Genomic DNA, 14,331 nt, shown 5'->3' on the forward strand with positions numbered 1-14,331 from the left:
GGACGACAGGCATGACCACACCCGGCGCTGGAGAGAATCCCGGCACCGCCTTACCACCATCCACCACGGCGTCCGGCACTGCCGTACCGACGGCGCGCACCAGGAAGGGCCACCGCATGCTGAAGGCCGACGCGTTGGGTCCGCTGCGACCGCCCGCACCCCGCGGCCCGCTCGCGGACACCCCCGAGCCCGAACCGGGCACGCCGGACCTGGGCACGCCGGACCTGGTCACGCTGGATCTGGGCACCGTGCGCGCGCTGCGCCGCGACGCGCGGCAGGAGGAGGCCGACCTCTCCTATCTGCGGCGGATGCTGCACGGCCGGATCGACATCCTCCAGGCGGAGCTGGCCCGCCGGGGCGGACCCGGCCCCCGTACGGCGGACGGGGAGCATCCCGCCGAGCCCGAATCCCCGGTCGTGGACCGGCTGTCCGAGATCCTGACCGACGGTCCGTCGCGGGTGCGGTCCTCGGCCCGGCACGTCACGCTCGGCACCCCGCTGACCGAGCGGGTGCGGCAGCTCGCCGAGGAGATGCTGTCCGAGGTGGAGCTGTCCGACCTCGAAGCGCGCACCGACGCGGAGCTGCTCGCCGCGAAGGGCCGCCTCGTACGGTACGAGCAGCGGGTCTCGCGGCGGCGGCACACGCTCCAGCAGACGGTGGACGGCTGCTCGGCGGAGATCACCCGGCGGTACCGCGCGGGTGAGGCGCGTGTCGAGGACCTGCTGACGGAGGAGTGAGGGGCCGGCGCGCCCGGCGAGCGACCGGGTCGAGCGGCCTGCGCGGCCGGCCCGTGCGGGTGAGCCGTTTATTCACGTGCGGGTTCGGGAGGGTGCCCTTAGCGTGCGGGCATGAGCCTTGAGATCCGCACCCTGGACGAGTCCGATGTCGCCGAGTGGCTGCGGGCGTTGAACATCGGCTTCCACCGTCCGCCCACCGAGGTGGCCGCGACCGAGGTGGCGCGGCGGCTGTCCGCGTTCGACCTCGACCGGACCTGGGGCGCGTACGACCAGGGCCGCTGCGTGGGGACGCTCCGCAGCATGGCGCAGGAGCTGACGGTGCCCGGCGGCGCGGTGGTGGCCGCCTCGGCGGTCACCAATGTCTCGGTGACCGCGACCCATCGGCGCCGGGGGCTGGCCGGCCGGATGATGACCGCGGATCTCGCCGCCGCCAAGGAGCGCGGGGAGGCGGTGTCGATCCTGATCGCGGCGGAGTACCCGATCTACGGGCGGTACGGCTTCGGCCCGGCGACCTGGGTGACCGACTGGGAGGTCGACGTACCGCGCGCCGCGCTGGACCGCCGCTACGCCGGGCCGGACGACGGCGGCCGGGTGGACCTGGCCACGCTCGCCGAGGTGCGCGCCTCCGGACCGGAGATGTTCGAGCGGGTGCGGCCGCTGACGCCGGGCGCGATCAGGCGGCTGCCCTGGTGGTGGGAGCGGATCACCGGCGAGGTGCGGTTCGCCTTCGAAGGCCCCTGGACAGAGCCCTTCTTCGCCTTCCACCGTGATGCCGAGGGCCGGATCGACGGCATGGCCTCCTGGCGGATCAAGGACAACCACTGGACCGGCAAGCTGCCCGAAGTCGAGGCGCGTGTCGAGCAGCTGGTCGCCGCCACCCCGGCCGCCGAGCGCGCCCTGTGGCTCTTCCTGCTCTCCCTGGACTGGGTGAACCGGCTCAACTCCGGCCTCCGCCCGCCGGACGACGTCCTCCCGCTGCTGCTCGGCGACCCGCGGGCGGCCCGGATCGAGACCCTCGCCGACTTCATGTGGCTGCGGCTGCTGGACACCCCGGCGGCGCTGTCCGCCCGCACCTACGGCGGCGGCCCGGCCTCACTCGTGCTCGATGTCCGGGACCTGGCCGGCTTGGCGGGCGGGCGCTTCCGGCTGGAGACCGACGCCAAGGGCGCCGCGCGCTGTACACCCACCGCGGCGGATCCCGACCTCACCCTGTCGGTCCGCGACCTGGGCTGCCTCTACCTCGGCGACGAGTCCCCGACCCGGCTGGCGGCGCTCGGCCGGCTCACCGAACACCGCGACGAAGCGGCGCGGACCGCGGACACCCTCTTCCGCACTCCTCGCCGCCCCTGGTGCCCCGACGTCTTCTGACGCCCGCGCCTCTCCTCATTCCGGCTCCCGGGCGGGACGCGCGGCGCTCACTGCGCGAGCAGCACCGCGAGCGCGGTGAGCCCGATGGCCGTGCAGGTGGTGTTCCGCGACTTGTGCCCCAGGGTGACGAATCCGAGCGCGAGCATTCCCGCCGCCCCGTACCGCCACTGAACCAGCTGTTCGAACGTGTACGCGCACAAACTGAGAGCGAGCATGAGACCGATCCCTCCTTCGTAGCGCTGAGCGAAGCTGAAGGCAGGGTGGTTGCGTTGCGTCCCGTACATCCTCGGACGGGATGAGTGCGACCCCCGCGAGGTTGCCTCATTCAACTTTCCTAGCCACATCAGAAGTTGAAAGAGTTACCCTCATTCAAGAATGTGCCCGCTGGGCTCAGATCGATAAACTCGGTTCAGTCAAGCGGTGTGTACGTTCCGGGAGTTGTAACGTTGCCCCGTGGACGCGGACGATGAGGACGACGAGGCACCCTTCACCGGCAACGACCCCCTCCCCCCGTACCGGCGCATCGCCGACACCCTGCGCGCCGAGATCGCGGACGGCCGCTTCCCGGTCGGCCACCGCATCCCCTCCCAGGCCCAGCTGGAAGACCGCTTCGGCGTCTCCCGCCCCACCGTCCAGCGCGCGCTGCGCGAACTGCGCAAGGAGGGCTGGATCGACAACCGCAGGGGGCGCGCGGCGGAGGTGCTGGACCGGGGGCGGTTCGCCGACGGCCGCACCACGGCCTTCTCGGAGGAGCCCGAACGGGCCCTGGAGTCCCTGACCACCCACGTGGCCGCGGCGTTCGAGGAGCCGGAGGTGACGATCGACGTGTACACGCTCACCACCGAGACCCTTGCCGGCGCTCTCGCCGCACCCGTCCAGAGCGTCATGCGCGGCGAGTTGAACCCCTCTTCCATCCGCGTCCGCCTGCTGCTCCCCGCCCTCGACGTGACCCTCGCCCTGCCGCTCCTGGTGTCGGACCCCGAGGACCCCCGGCCGCTGCGCCGCCTGCGCCAACTGGCCCGTGGACACACGATCGCACTGCGCAGCATGTTCACCCGTCTGTCGGACGTTCGGCCGGACATCACCAACGTCATTGAGTTCAAGACGGTGCCGGTCACTCCGATGCAGAAGCTCTATGTGCTCAACACCCGGACGGCACTGTCCGGTTACTACCGGGTGATCCGGCGGCAGGTCACCTTCGGCGACGGCCAGCAGGAGGAGATCTTCGATGTGCTCGGCGTCAACACCATGCTCTTCGCGCACCGCCTCGACCCGGACCGCCCGCATTCGCGCGACACACAGTTCGTCGCGGAGTTGCAGGCGTGGTTCGACGCGCTGTGGACGAACATCGCCGAGCCGATGACTCTCTTCGAGTGACCGGAGTCCCGGCGCACCCTTCTCCTGCGGCGCGTCGGCCATGATCCCCAGTACCCTGCTGCGATCGGCCCGGACGACACCGAGGGGCGGCAGGCATCGAGCACCGCAGTCGAGGACATTCGCTGACCGCCACCATCGCGGCAGGAGCGGCCGGCCTCCGGGCGGACCGGGTGGAAGGCCCCTTGAAGGGCTATCACCACCACGCCTACGCGGTGCGCGTCCCTTCCGGATCGCCGCTTGCCGGTGACTTCCGGTGGCTCAAGCTGCGGGAGCCGCGGTCCGATGTCCTCTGGTACGACATGCGGCGTTTCCGCTCCGAGGAGCGGCTGCTCCAGGCGCTGGACGGACGAGTGCCCCGGATTCCCCGGGTGAGCCGGCTGCCGGTCGGCGCGGGCTGGATGACGTTCACCGGCTTCATCGAGGGCACCACCCTGGACCGGGTGCCGGGGCCGGTCGGCCGGGTCGCCGAGCGCTTCATGGACCAGATCGAGGAACTCTTCCGCGCCCTGGCCGCCGTCGACCGGCCACCGCTGCCGCGCGACGGGGCGCTGGAATGGGGGTGCGCGGAACCGGCCGACTGTCCGGACCCGGCCGACAGCGCCGGGTCCTCCGCCTTCCTGCGCGGGCTGGTGCACTACAGCGTCGAGCACGCCTACGCCGCTGAGTTGGTGTCCCTGCGGGACCTCCTGGGCGAACTGGGCATGGACGCCGACACATTGCGGGACTTCGGCCGGCGGCTGCCCCGACTCACCGACCGCAGGCCCCAGTTGCTGCACGCAGACCTGCACCGCAAGAACCTCGTGGTGGACCGGTCCGGTGGGCTCTGGACGATCGACTGGGAACTCGCCTTGTTCGGCGACCCGTTGTACGACCTGGCGACGCATCTGCACCTGATGGCCTACCGGCCGGACCAGGAGGAGGAGATGATCCTCCGCTGGAAACGGGCGGTCGGGGCGGAAGCCTCGCTCGGCGCCGACGAGGACCTGCCGCTCTACCGGACCTACAAGAGACTGCAATCGGTGTACACGGACATCGTCCGCGGCGCGGCCCGGCTGCGGGAGGAGGGCGGCGAACGGCGGCTGCGCGGTACGGCGGCGCTGGCGCACAAGGCGATGACCGTGGCGAAGGAGTCGCTCGGGATCGAGAAGGTCCCCCCGCTGCCCGCGATGGAAGCGGCGTTCAGCGCCTGGTGCGCGTCGCACCCGGGGCCCGCGAGCCGGGCGACCGCGGACACCCCGCAGATCGGGTGAGGATACTCGCCACAACAAGCGCACCGTGTCGCTCTGGCCAACGATCTTCGGTCCGCTGAGACTCGTGAGGTGACTTCTGCGTACAACGGACCCTCCGCGGCGCGGCTGCAAGCCCTGCTGGCGAGGGCGGCCTGTCTGCTGCTCGACTTCGACGGACCGGTCTGCCGCCTCTTCCAGGGATATCCGTCCGGTGACATCGCGGCGGACCTGCGGGCGTACCTGGCCGAGCGGGGGAGTCCGGTCAAGGACCCCGGCCTGATCACCGGTACCAATCCGCACGAGATCCTGCGGGCCACCACGAACGGCGAGTTGGCGGCGGGCCTCGAACTGCTGCTGGCGGAAGCGGAGGAGGTGGCCGCGCACTCGGCCGAACCCACTCCGCTGGCCGCCCGCTTCATCCGGACCGCGGCCGGCAGCGGGCGGGTGCTCGCCATCACGACGAACAACGCACCCGCCGCAGTCGCGGTCTACCTCAAGGAACACGGGCTGGAGGGCTTCTTCGGGCAGCGGATCTTCGGGCGCAGCACCAGGGACCCCGCCTTGATGAAGCCGCACCCCGACTGCCTGCTGCGGGCGATCGAGACCCTCGGCGTACGGCCGGGGGACTGCCTGATGATCGGCGACTCGGCGGCGGACGCGGCCGCCGCCAAGGCCGCCCACGTCCCCTTCCTCGGCTACGCCCGCAGCGCCGACCGGGTGGCCCGGCTGCGCACCGTCGATCCGCACCCGGTGGTCATCGGCATGCCCGGCCTGGTCGCCGCGATCGAGGGGGCCGCGCGGCCGACCGCCTGAATGCCTCAACGCGGGCGGTGACCCGCCCGCCGCGCCGCTATCGGCGCACCAGCGCCATCCACTTGTCGGGCTCGGCCAGTGGCTCGAAGCCGATCTTGGCGTAGACGCCGTGGGCGTCGGCGGTGGCGAGCAGGATGCGGCGCACGCCGTAGGGGGTGAGGTGGTCGCGGACGGCGGTGACGAGGCGGGTGCCGAGGCCGTTGCCGCGGGCGGCGGGGGCGACGTAGACGTCGCAGAGCCAGGCGAAGGTGGTGAGGTCGGTGACGACGCGGGCGTAGGCGTGCTGCTCGCCGGTGGTGGGGTGGTAGGCGCCGAAGTTCAGGGACTGGGCTATCGCGGCCTGCTGGGTGGCCAGTGGGCGGCCCAGGGCCCAGTAGGCGTCGGTGGACAGCCACCCGTGGACGCGGGGGATGTCGAGGCGGGCCGGGTCGGTAGAGATCTCGTACATGGCCGGGAGTGTAGGACCGCTTAACGGTCCGGCGCAGAACAATTAACTGGACCTTGCCGCAGGCCCGGTCCAGACTCCTCCCCATGATGTACGTCTCGGCGGTGGGCACCCCGCGCGGCTCGGTGCCGCGCGTTTTCGGGGGCGCGGGGAACCGCGCGACCGGCCCCCGCCGAGGGCCGCGGCACGGGAGGGACCCCGGGGGGCCGCCCCCGGGCGGTACCCACCTGACGCCGCCGGAGGCACCCCCGGGGGATACTCGAAGCGGCGGGCACGCACACAGCGCCATCGGACCGTGCGCGGGACGATGGGACCAGATCGGAGAGAGACCGGATGAGGATCGGAATCGTCGGCGCGACCGGACAGGTCGGCGGGGTCATGCGCAAGGTGCTGGCCGAGCGGAAGTTCCCGGTGACGGAGCTGCGGCTGTTCGCCTCCGCGCGCTCCGCCGGGCGCAGCGTGGCGTGGGAGGGGTCCGGGAGCGTGCCGGCCGGCGAGATCACCGTTGAGGACGCGGCCACCGCGGACTACACCGGCCTGGACATCGTGCTGTTCTCGGCCGGCGGCGGCACCTCCCGCGAGCTGGCCGAGAAGGTCGCCGGGCAGGGCCCGGTCGTGATCGACAACTCGTCCGCCTGGCGCCGGGACCCCGAGGTGCCGCTGGTGGTCTCCGAGGTCAATCCGCACGCGCTGGCCGACCGCCCCAAGGGCATCGTCGCCAATCCGAACTGCACCACCATGGCCGCCATGCCGGTGCTCCGCCCGCTGCACGAGGAGGCCGGGCTGGTCGCGCTGGTCGCCACCACCTACCAGGCGGTCTCCGGCTCCGGACTGGCCGGCGTCGCCGAGCTGCACGGCCAGGCCACCAAGGTCACCGAGCACGCCGACCGGCTGACCTTCGACGGCGACGCCGTCGACTTCCCCGAGCCGGCCGTCTACGCCCGTCCGATCGCCTTCAACGTGCTGCCGCTGGCCGGCTCGATCGTGGACGACGGCAGCTTCGAGACCGACGAGGAGCAGAAGCTCCGCAACGAGTCCCGCAAGATCCTGGAGATCCCGGACCTCAAGGTGTCCGGCACCTGTGTCCGCGTCCCGGTCTTCTCCGGGCACTCGATCCAGGTCAACGCCCGCTTCGCCCGCCCGGTCAGCGTCGAGCGGGCCTACGAGCTGCTCTCGGTCGCGCCCGGCGTCGAGCTCTCGGAGATCCCCACCCCGCTCCAGGCGGCCGGCCGGGACGCGTCGTACGTCGGCCGGATCAGAGTGGACGAGACGGTGGAGAACGGGCTGGCCCTCTTCCTGTCCAGCGACAACCTGCGCAAGGGCGCCGCGCTCAACGCGGTGCAGATCGCCGAGCTGGTCGCGGCGGAACTCAGCGCGGCCACGGTCTGACCGCCCGCCGCCGGTCCCCCGCTTCCGCCGGCCGGCGACAGCAGGGGGACCGGCGGCCCGCCCTCACTCCTCGCTGAGCAGCCGGAACGCCGCGAGCACGGTCTCCGACTGCAGATCCACCTGGTCGGCGACCGGCACCCACGCCAGGTCGTGCCCGACGGTCAGCTCGTCGGCCCACTGGGCCAGCTGCCGCTCGCACAGCGCGCGCACCCGGCTCCGGGCGGTGCCCGGCAGGTGCTCGCTCGGCAGCATCCCCTCGTCCGGCAGGCTGTCCAGCAGCCGCAGCAGCGTCCCGGTGCCGCGCAGCGAGATCCGGCGGGCCGCGATGTCCAGCGCGGTGATGTGGGCGCGGGTGAGCGGTACGGGCGAGGGGTGCAGCCGGTCCCAGTCGTCGGCGACCTCCGGGCAGATCGCGGTGAGGTCCTCCACGATCCGCAGCAGCGTCGCGCGCTCGCCGGGGCCGCTGCCGGGCGAGGCGATCCGGGCCGCCCGCGCCGCCCGGCCGACCGGCCCCGCCGCGGCCTCCGGCAGCAGCGGCCGTACCTGCTCCAGCAGCGTCCTGGCCCGGTCCGACTGGTGGCGCAGCAGCCCGGACAGCCCGGCCAGCGCGCGGGCCGGGTCCGGGTGCGGATCGGTGTCGGCGACCTTGCGGCTGGCCCACATCGGGACCTCGAACAGCGCGGTCATCCCGCCGTACGCGTGCGGTCTGATCCAGGTCGAGCGGCTGACGTCCTCCGGCAGGCTGTCGAACTGCGCGGGGCGGCCCGGCTCGGGCATCACATAGACGCCGGGGCCCGACACGGTCCAGTACAGGGCGTCGTAGGTCCCGGTCTGCACCGGCACATCGCGTTCCGCGGACAGCTTGCCGAGCGGCTCCGCCAGCCCCGGCAGGTCGCGGGTCAGCTGGATCCAGGAGCCGCCGAGGTCGTTGCCGTGCAACGAGCACTGGAGGAAGGGCCGCAGCTCGTCGATCAGGTCGACCAGCACCCGGGATTCGGGGAGTTGGTCGTCGGCCGGGCGGATCGACGGCGCCCACTCCGGCTGTTCGTCGGCGGGCGGCCGGTAGGAGTGCCGGAAGTGCTCCGCCGGGGTACGCCGGACCGCCGGCCCCGCCTCGCTGCGGACGGTGCCGTCCGGGTCGAGGCAGAGCAGGAAGTGCCAGGTGGCGTCGGCGCGGGCGTGCAGCCAGGGGTCGGCCGCGACACGTTCGGCCAGCCGCAGCGCGGTCGCCGAACCGATCCGTTCGTCGGAGTGCGGACCGGCCACCACCAGCACGTTACGGCGACCCCGGCCGTAACTGAGCAGATGCAGTGGCCGGCCCTCACGCGACTGGCCGATCTCCCGCAGGGCACACAGCCGCGGGTGGAAACGCGCGAACGCGGAGGCCGCAGCCGCGACCCCCGCGACGCTCGGATACGCGTCGGCCATCGCCGACGTCACGTGCCGTTGGAGTTGCTGTCGCCGGTGGTCTCCTTCTTGTCCAGTGGGCGGATGACGATCGTGGTCGCCACGAGATCTCCTCTCTGTCCAAGTCGGTTGCCGCATAGGGTAGTTGGCGGATTACCCCCGGTCGCCCTATGCCTTGCCAAGGCTGCGACGGGCCCGCGACAGTGTCAAGGGGCAGACGTTGACGGGGGAGGTTGACGTGGGCGCACTTCATGGAACCGGGACCGACGACCCGGGCGCGGGCGCTGGCGGAAGCGCCGGGGCGGGCGCCGGGACAGGGCAGGGGGCGCAGCCGGGACCCGGGGCGGGCCCCGGATCACCTCCGGGGGACGCGCTCGGCGGCGGGCAGGGCGCCGGACCGCCGCTGCGCCGCCCGCGCATCAAACCGGAGCACCGCCCGTACCGCACGATCGACGGCAACATCCGTATCGGCAGCGTCATCTACGGCATCGGCGCGGAGATCGCCGACCCGGACGGCTGGATCTGGACCCTCACCCAGATGATGGACGGCAGCCGCACCACCGCCCAGATCGCCGCCGAGGTGACCGTACGGCACCCGGCGATCGGGTCGGCCACCGTCAGATCGGCGATGGCCGATCTGCGCGAGGCCGGCTTCGTGGACGACGCGGCGGCCCCGCTGCCGGCCGGGCTCGGCGACCGGGACCCGATCCGGCACGCCCGCGGTGTGGCGCTGCTGCGCTGGATGGACCTGAGCCCGCAGGCCAGCCCGTGGCACGCCCAACTGCGATTACGCCGCGCCCGGGTGGTGGTCCTGGGCGTCGGTGGTACGGGCGGGGTCGCCGCGCAGCTCCTGGTCGCTTCCGGGGTCGGGCATGTGCACGCGGTGGACCCCGATGTGGTCGAACTGTCCAATCTCAACCGGCAGTTACTCTACCGCGAGACGGACATCGGCAGTATGAAGTCCGACGCGGCGGTGGCCGCGCTGCGGTCGCTGAACTCCGATGTGACGGTGACCGGCGAGCCGCGCGAGGTCAGCGGCCCGGAGGATCTCGCCACGCTGCTGGCGTACGGCGAAGGCGGTCCCTACGACCTGCTGGTGCTCGGCGCGGACCGGCCCCCGGAGATCCGCCGCTGGGCCAACCGGGTCTGTCTCGCGCTGGGCGTGCCCTGGGTGGAGGGCGGCTACCGGGGGCCGCTGGTGACCGCGGGTGTGTACGTCCCCGGCGACGGGCCCTGCTGGGAGTGCCAGCGGGCGGGCGAGGTCGAGCGGCGCGATCTGCGGCTGGGCCCGGGGCAGAGCGAGGACGCCGCCTCGCCGCGGATGCCGTGGAATCCGGCCAGCGCGGTCACCGCGGCCCTGTCCGGCACCCTGGTCGCGCATGTGGCGCTGGCGCTGCTCAGCGGGGTGCCGCCGATGGAGCCCGGGTTCCGCTACGGGGTGAACCTGATGGCGCTCGGCGACCCCGTGCTCCAGCGCCATCCGCGGCGGCCGGACTGCCCGGCGTGCGGCGGCCGGCCCGCGCACGCGCCGAACCTCAACTGACGCCCGGGGCTTGGTGATTCCGGCCCCCGGAGAGCCTTATCGGCCGAGCCTTTCCACCGCAGCCAGCACCGTCCTGGCCTGGAGTTCCACCTGCGTGCCCACCGGCACCCAGCGCGCGTCCAGCGCCGCGATCAGGTCCCGGGCGCTCGCGTCCAGCCGGCGTTCCAGGCGGGAGCGGAGCTGGGCCGCGTCGGCCTGCGGCTCCTCGCAGCGCGTCAGACGGCTCTCGTCCAGCAGCCGCAGCAGCATGCCGGTGGCGCGCAGCGGGAGGCGGCGCGCGGCGATGTCCAGGGCGGCGACATGGGCCATGGTCAGCGGCACGGGGGAGTGGTCGGCGAGTTCGTCGCACGCGTCGGCGAGGCCCTCGAAGGCCCCCGCGGCCTGCTCGGCCCCGCGCAGCAGCGGGTCGTCCACCCGGCCGAGCAGCGTGACCGCCCAGTCCAGCGCGACGGCGGTGGCGGCGCTCTCCTTGCGCAGCCGGGCCGCGAGTACGGCGAGTGTGCCGGCGGCGTCCGGATGCGGCGCGGGGTCGGCGATCCGCCGCGTGGCCCACATCGGCGTCTCGACCACGGCGGTGCTCCCGCCGTGGCGGTGCGGGCGCAGCCAGGTGGAGTCCTCGACGCCCGAGGGCTCACCGGCCAGCAGGCGCCGCGACCCGCAGGACGGAGCCACGTACACACCGGGACCCGGGTTCTCCCAGTTCAGCCGGTCCCGGGTGCCGAGCTGCACCGGTACGTCGAGTTCGGCGGCGTACTTCCCGAACGGCTCGGCCAGGCCCGGCAGATCGGCGGTCAGCCGCACCCGGGCGCCGCCGACGTCCGAGCCGTGCAGCGAGCACTGGAGCACCGGCCGCAGCTCGTCGATGACGGCCAGCAGAGCGTAGGTCTCGGCCAGTTCGGCGTCGGGACGGCGGAAGGACCCCGCCCACTCCGGCTGTTCGGCGACGGCCGGGCGGAAGGTGTGCCGGAAGTGCACCGCGGGCGGTCGCTCACCGGCCGGCCCCGTCTCGTTGAGCACCGCGCCGTCCGGGTCGAGGCAGAGCAGGAAGTCCCAGGTCAGATCCTCGTCGGCCAGCCGCTGCCGGTCCCACACGGCCTGCTCGGCCAGGCACAGCACGGCCCGGCCGCCGGCCGCCCCGTCCGGGCGCGGCCCGGCCACCACCAGCACATGGCGGGCGCCGTGCCCCACCGACAGCAGCCACAGCGGGCGCCCGGCCCGCGACTCGCCGGCCAGCCGCATCCGGCACAGGTCCGGGTGCCGCTGGGTGAGGACGCGGGCCGCCGCCGCGACACCTGACACGGTCGGATACGCGTCTGGCCCGCGCATGACGACTCCTCCTCGGCGCCTGTCGGCACCATCCGGCCCGACGGCAACGGCCGACCGGCTTCCCTCCGCACCGCGTTGACTCGCCGGTTCGCTCAACCAGCGGCCCGCCCCGGTCCTGTTCATCTCCCGCCGGACGCAGTCCTTCCGCTCCGCCCGGTCAATCCCTCTGGCATATGAGGGAGTGGGCAGGGCAGAGCAGATGGCGGCGGTGTCGCGGCGCGCGCACTGCTCAGAGTGTGCGGGTCCTCACCTTGTGTCAAGAGCACGTGCCCGCCGGTGGACGGCCCGACCGGGGGCGGCCGCCGCCCGCGGGTTGCGCGATTTCCCGGCCGCGGGCCGGTGGTGGCTGGTCGCGCAGTTCCTCGCGTCCCCCTGCGGGGCTTGGGTGCCCGGGCGGTCCGGACTCGCCGCTGACGTGTCGGTTGTTTTCCCGGCTGCGGGCCGGTGGGGGTTGCCCGCGCAGTTCCCCGCGCCCCTACGGGGCCCGATTCCACTGACCCTTGTCCCCGACCGCCCGGACGGCGAAGCCCCAGGCCCAAGCCCCGCAGGGGCGCGGGGAACTGCGCGACCAGCCACCACCGGCGGGTGGTCGGGGACGGGCCGGAGGTTCGATGGCGGGCCCGGCGGAGGGGGCCGCCAGGGCCGTGGGAGACTCGGCCGGATGAGGGACGAGACGGTTGGTGCGGCGGCAGCGGGGACATGGCAGCTCGGTGACCTCACGGTCAACCGGCTGGGTTTCGGGGCGATGCGGCTGACCTCGGCGCCCGGCGGCGGGCCGAGCGACCGGGCCCGGGTGATCGGCGTGCTGCGCCGGGCGGTGGAGCTGGGCGTCGACCACATCGACACCGCCAGCTTCTACCTCTCGGCGCTGCGGTCGGCGAACGAGCTGATCAACAGCGCGCTGGGCGGCCCGTATCCGGACGGGCTGGTCATCACCACCAAGGTCGGACCCGGCAAGGACAGCAACGGCGAGTGGACGCCCGCCGCCCGCCCCGACCAGCTGCGCGGCCAGGTCGAGGAGAATCTGCGCCAACTCGGCCGCGACCACCTCGACGTGGTCAACCTGCGGGTGCACAAGCCCGACTCACTCGCCGAACGCTTCGGCGTCCTCGCCGAGCTGCGCCGGGCCGGACTGATCCGGCACCTCGGCGTCTCCAACGTCACCTCCCAGCAGCTCACCGAGGCCCTCGCCATCGCCCCCGTGGTGTGCGTGCAGAACCGCTACGGGCTCGGCGTGCACGGCGACGACGAACTGCTGGCGGAGTGCGGCCGCCTCGGGATCGCCTTCGTCCCGTTCTTCGCCATAGCCGGGGCGCGCGGTGAAGGCGGCAGGACACCCGCCTCCGGGGACGAGACCGACGCGGTGGCCGAAGTCGCCCGCGCCCACGACGCCACCCCGGCCCAGATCCGCCTTGCCTGGACCCTCCACCGCGGCCCCCACGTCCTGGCCATCCCCGGCACCGGCGACCCCGCCCACCTGGAGGCGAACGTGGCCGCCGGCGCGATCCGGCTCACCCCGGCGGAAACGGCCCGGCTGGATGCCTTCGCCGGCTGACGGCAGACCCTGGTTCTCGACGACGTCCGCCACCACGCAGCTGACGTTGTCCGGCCCGCCGGCCCGGTTGGCCAGCGCGACCAGCTCCCGTACCGCCTCGTCCGGCCCGGCGACCGTACGGATCACCCGGCGCACCTCGTCCTCCGGCACCACTGTGGACAGCCCGTCGGAGCAGAGCAGGTAGCGGTCGCCCGCCCGGGCGTCGTGCAGACGCAGATCGGCCGCCGTCGCCTCCGAGGAGCCGTTCAGCGCCCGTGCCAGCAGCGAGCGCTGCGGATGCGAGGCGGCTTCCGCCGGGGTCAGCCGGCCCTCGTCGATCATCGACTGCACGAGGGTGTGGTCGTCGGTGATCCGGAACAGCTCGCCGTCGCGCAGCAGATAGGCCCGGGAGTCGCCGATGTGCACCAGGGCCAGCTGGGAACCGGTCCACAGCATGGCGGTAAGAGTCGTCCCCACCTCTCGCGGCGCCGGTACGTCGGCGGCCGCCTGCCGTACCGCGAGGCCAGCCAGCTCCACCGCGTCCTCCAGGACGTTCAGCAGTCCGCCGGCCTGGATGCCGTCGGTCTCCAGCCGCCTGAGCGCGTCCACCGCCCCGGCGGCGGCCCTCCCCCCGCCCTCCCCGAAGCCGTCGGCGACGGCCAGCAGGCGGGAGTCGGCATAGGCGGTGTCCTGGTTGCTCTCGCGGACCAGGCCCGCGTCCGAGAGGGCGGCGTAACGGATGGCCAGGGGTGCGGTGGTCGATGACATGGCGGGGTTGTCCTTCCGTGACAGATGCGTGACGAGGAAGGCGGCCAGGTCGCGCCGGGCCGCGGTATCGGCCTCGACCCGGACCCAGTACGCCCGGACCTCCCGGGCGGCGGCCGCCGCGTCCAGCGCGCAGACCTCCCGGATCAGGGCCAGCGGCATCCCGAGCCGCCGCAGCCACGCCACCAGCCGGGCCCGTTCCAACTGCCCGACGGCGTAGAACCGGTAACCGTTCACCGGATCGACCCGCGCGGGCGTCAGCAGCCCCAGCTCGTCGTACAGCCGCAGGGCCTTCGGCGACAGCCGTGACGCCTTGGCGAAGGCGCCGATGCTCAGCTGTTCCACAGCCGTCTCCTTCCGCCCGGACCGTCTCCTCGCACCGGGAACGGCGCCCGGCC

General features: G+C 73.3%; 12 protein-coding genes and 1 pseudogene. 8 read left to right on the plus strand and 5 right to left on the minus strand.

What is annotated here, in order from left to right:
• The first annotated feature begins 11 nt into the window (after positions 1 to 11).
• Both ACFO3J_RS01690 and ACFO3J_RS01695 read left to right on the plus strand, forming a co-directional pair.
• On the plus strand, positions 12 to 737 hold the full coding sequence (locus ACFO3J_RS01690) for an RsiG family protein (RefSeq protein WP_386425232.1): 726 nt from the start codon (positions 12 to 14) through the stop codon (positions 735 to 737).
• Between the two features lie 111 nt (positions 738 to 848).
• Positions 849 to 2,105 carry a GNAT family N-acetyltransferase gene (locus ACFO3J_RS01695; protein ID WP_386425235.1) on the plus strand — a complete coding sequence of 419 codons (1,257 nt, stop codon included), beginning with the start codon at positions 849 to 851 and terminating at the stop codon, positions 2,103 to 2,105.
• Positions 2,106 to 2,152: 47 nt separating this feature from the next.
• Here the strand turns inward: ACFO3J_RS01695 and ACFO3J_RS01700 are convergent, their stop codons facing one another.
• The gene (locus ACFO3J_RS01700; protein ID WP_386425238.1) at positions 2,153 to 2,320 is read right to left on the minus strand and encodes a hypothetical protein; all 168 of its coding nucleotides are present in this window, start codon (positions 2,318 to 2,320) and stop codon (positions 2,153 to 2,155) included.
• 238 nt (positions 2,321 to 2,558) lie between these two features.
• Between ACFO3J_RS01700 and ACFO3J_RS01705 the strand changes: the two genes are divergently transcribed.
• The 3 genes from ACFO3J_RS01705 (at position 2,559) to ACFO3J_RS01715 (ending at position 5,524) form a co-directional block, all read left to right on the plus strand.
• Positions 2,559 to 3,482, plus strand: coding sequence for a GntR family transcriptional regulator (locus ACFO3J_RS01705; protein ID WP_386425241.1), 924 nt, complete (start codon positions 2,559 to 2,561; stop codon positions 3,480 to 3,482).
• A 182-nt stretch (positions 3,483 to 3,664) separates the two neighbouring features.
• On the plus strand, positions 3,665 to 4,732 hold the full coding sequence (locus ACFO3J_RS01710; protein ID WP_386425244.1) for a phosphotransferase: 1,068 nt from the start codon (positions 3,665 to 3,667) through the stop codon (positions 4,730 to 4,732).
• A 69-nt stretch (positions 4,733 to 4,801) separates the two neighbouring features.
• Complete coding sequence (locus tag ACFO3J_RS01715; protein WP_386425247.1) at positions 4,802 to 5,524, plus strand: HAD family hydrolase; 723 nt, start codon at positions 4,802 to 4,804, stop codon at positions 5,522 to 5,524.
• Positions 5,525 to 5,561: 37 nt separating this feature from the next.
• On the opposite strand, the gene ACFO3J_RS01720 is transcribed toward ACFO3J_RS01715, so the two are convergent.
• Positions 5,562 to 5,972: a GNAT family N-acetyltransferase gene (locus tag ACFO3J_RS01720; protein WP_386425249.1), complete on the minus strand. Its 411-nt coding sequence runs from the start codon at positions 5,970 to 5,972 to the stop codon at positions 5,562 to 5,564.
• Between the two features lie 330 nt (positions 5,973 to 6,302).
• Between ACFO3J_RS01720 and ACFO3J_RS01725 the strand changes: the two genes are divergently transcribed.
• On the plus strand, positions 6,303 to 7,358 hold the full coding sequence (locus tag ACFO3J_RS01725) for an aspartate-semialdehyde dehydrogenase (RefSeq protein WP_386425252.1): 1,056 nt from the start codon (positions 6,303 to 6,305) through the stop codon (positions 7,356 to 7,358).
• A gap of 63 nt (positions 7,359 to 7,421) precedes the next feature.
• Here the strand turns inward: ACFO3J_RS01725 and ACFO3J_RS01730 are convergent, their stop codons facing one another.
• The gene (locus tag ACFO3J_RS01730; protein ID WP_386425255.1) at positions 7,422 to 8,798 is read right to left on the minus strand and encodes a M14 family zinc carboxypeptidase; all 1,377 of its coding nucleotides are present in this window, start codon (positions 8,796 to 8,798) and stop codon (positions 7,422 to 7,424) included.
• Between the two features lie 385 nt (positions 8,799 to 9,183).
• On the opposite strand from ACFO3J_RS01730, the gene ACFO3J_RS01735 reads away from it, so the two are divergent.
• On the plus strand, positions 9,184 to 10,308 hold the full coding sequence (locus ACFO3J_RS01735; RefSeq protein ID WP_386425359.1) for a HesA/MoeB/ThiF family protein: 1,125 nt from the start codon (positions 9,184 to 9,186) through the stop codon (positions 10,306 to 10,308).
• A gap of 36 nt (positions 10,309 to 10,344) precedes the next feature.
• On the opposite strand, the gene ACFO3J_RS01740 is transcribed toward ACFO3J_RS01735, so the two are convergent.
• Complete coding sequence (locus tag ACFO3J_RS01740) at positions 10,345 to 11,634, minus strand: M14 family zinc carboxypeptidase (protein ID WP_386425258.1); 1,290 nt, start codon at positions 11,632 to 11,634, stop codon at positions 10,345 to 10,347.
• Between the two features lie 661 nt (positions 11,635 to 12,295).
• Here ACFO3J_RS01740 and ACFO3J_RS01745 point away from each other — a divergent pair.
• Positions 12,296 to 13,189, plus strand: coding sequence for an oxidoreductase (locus ACFO3J_RS01745; RefSeq protein WP_386425261.1), 894 nt, complete (start codon positions 12,296 to 12,298; stop codon positions 13,187 to 13,189).
• A 15-nt stretch (positions 13,190 to 13,204) separates the two neighbouring features.
• On the opposite strand, the pseudogene ACFO3J_RS01750 reads toward ACFO3J_RS01745, so the two are convergent.
• Positions 13,205 to 14,278: pseudogene (locus ACFO3J_RS01750) on the minus strand (protein phosphatase 2C domain-containing protein); the annotation flags it as partial.
• Positions 14,279 to 14,331 lie beyond the last annotated feature (53 nt).

Source organism: Streptomyces polygonati, assembly GCF_042650325.1.
In the GTDB taxonomy this organism is placed as follows: Bacteria; Actinomycetota; Actinomycetes; order Streptomycetales; family Streptomycetaceae; genus Actinacidiphila; species Actinacidiphila polygonati.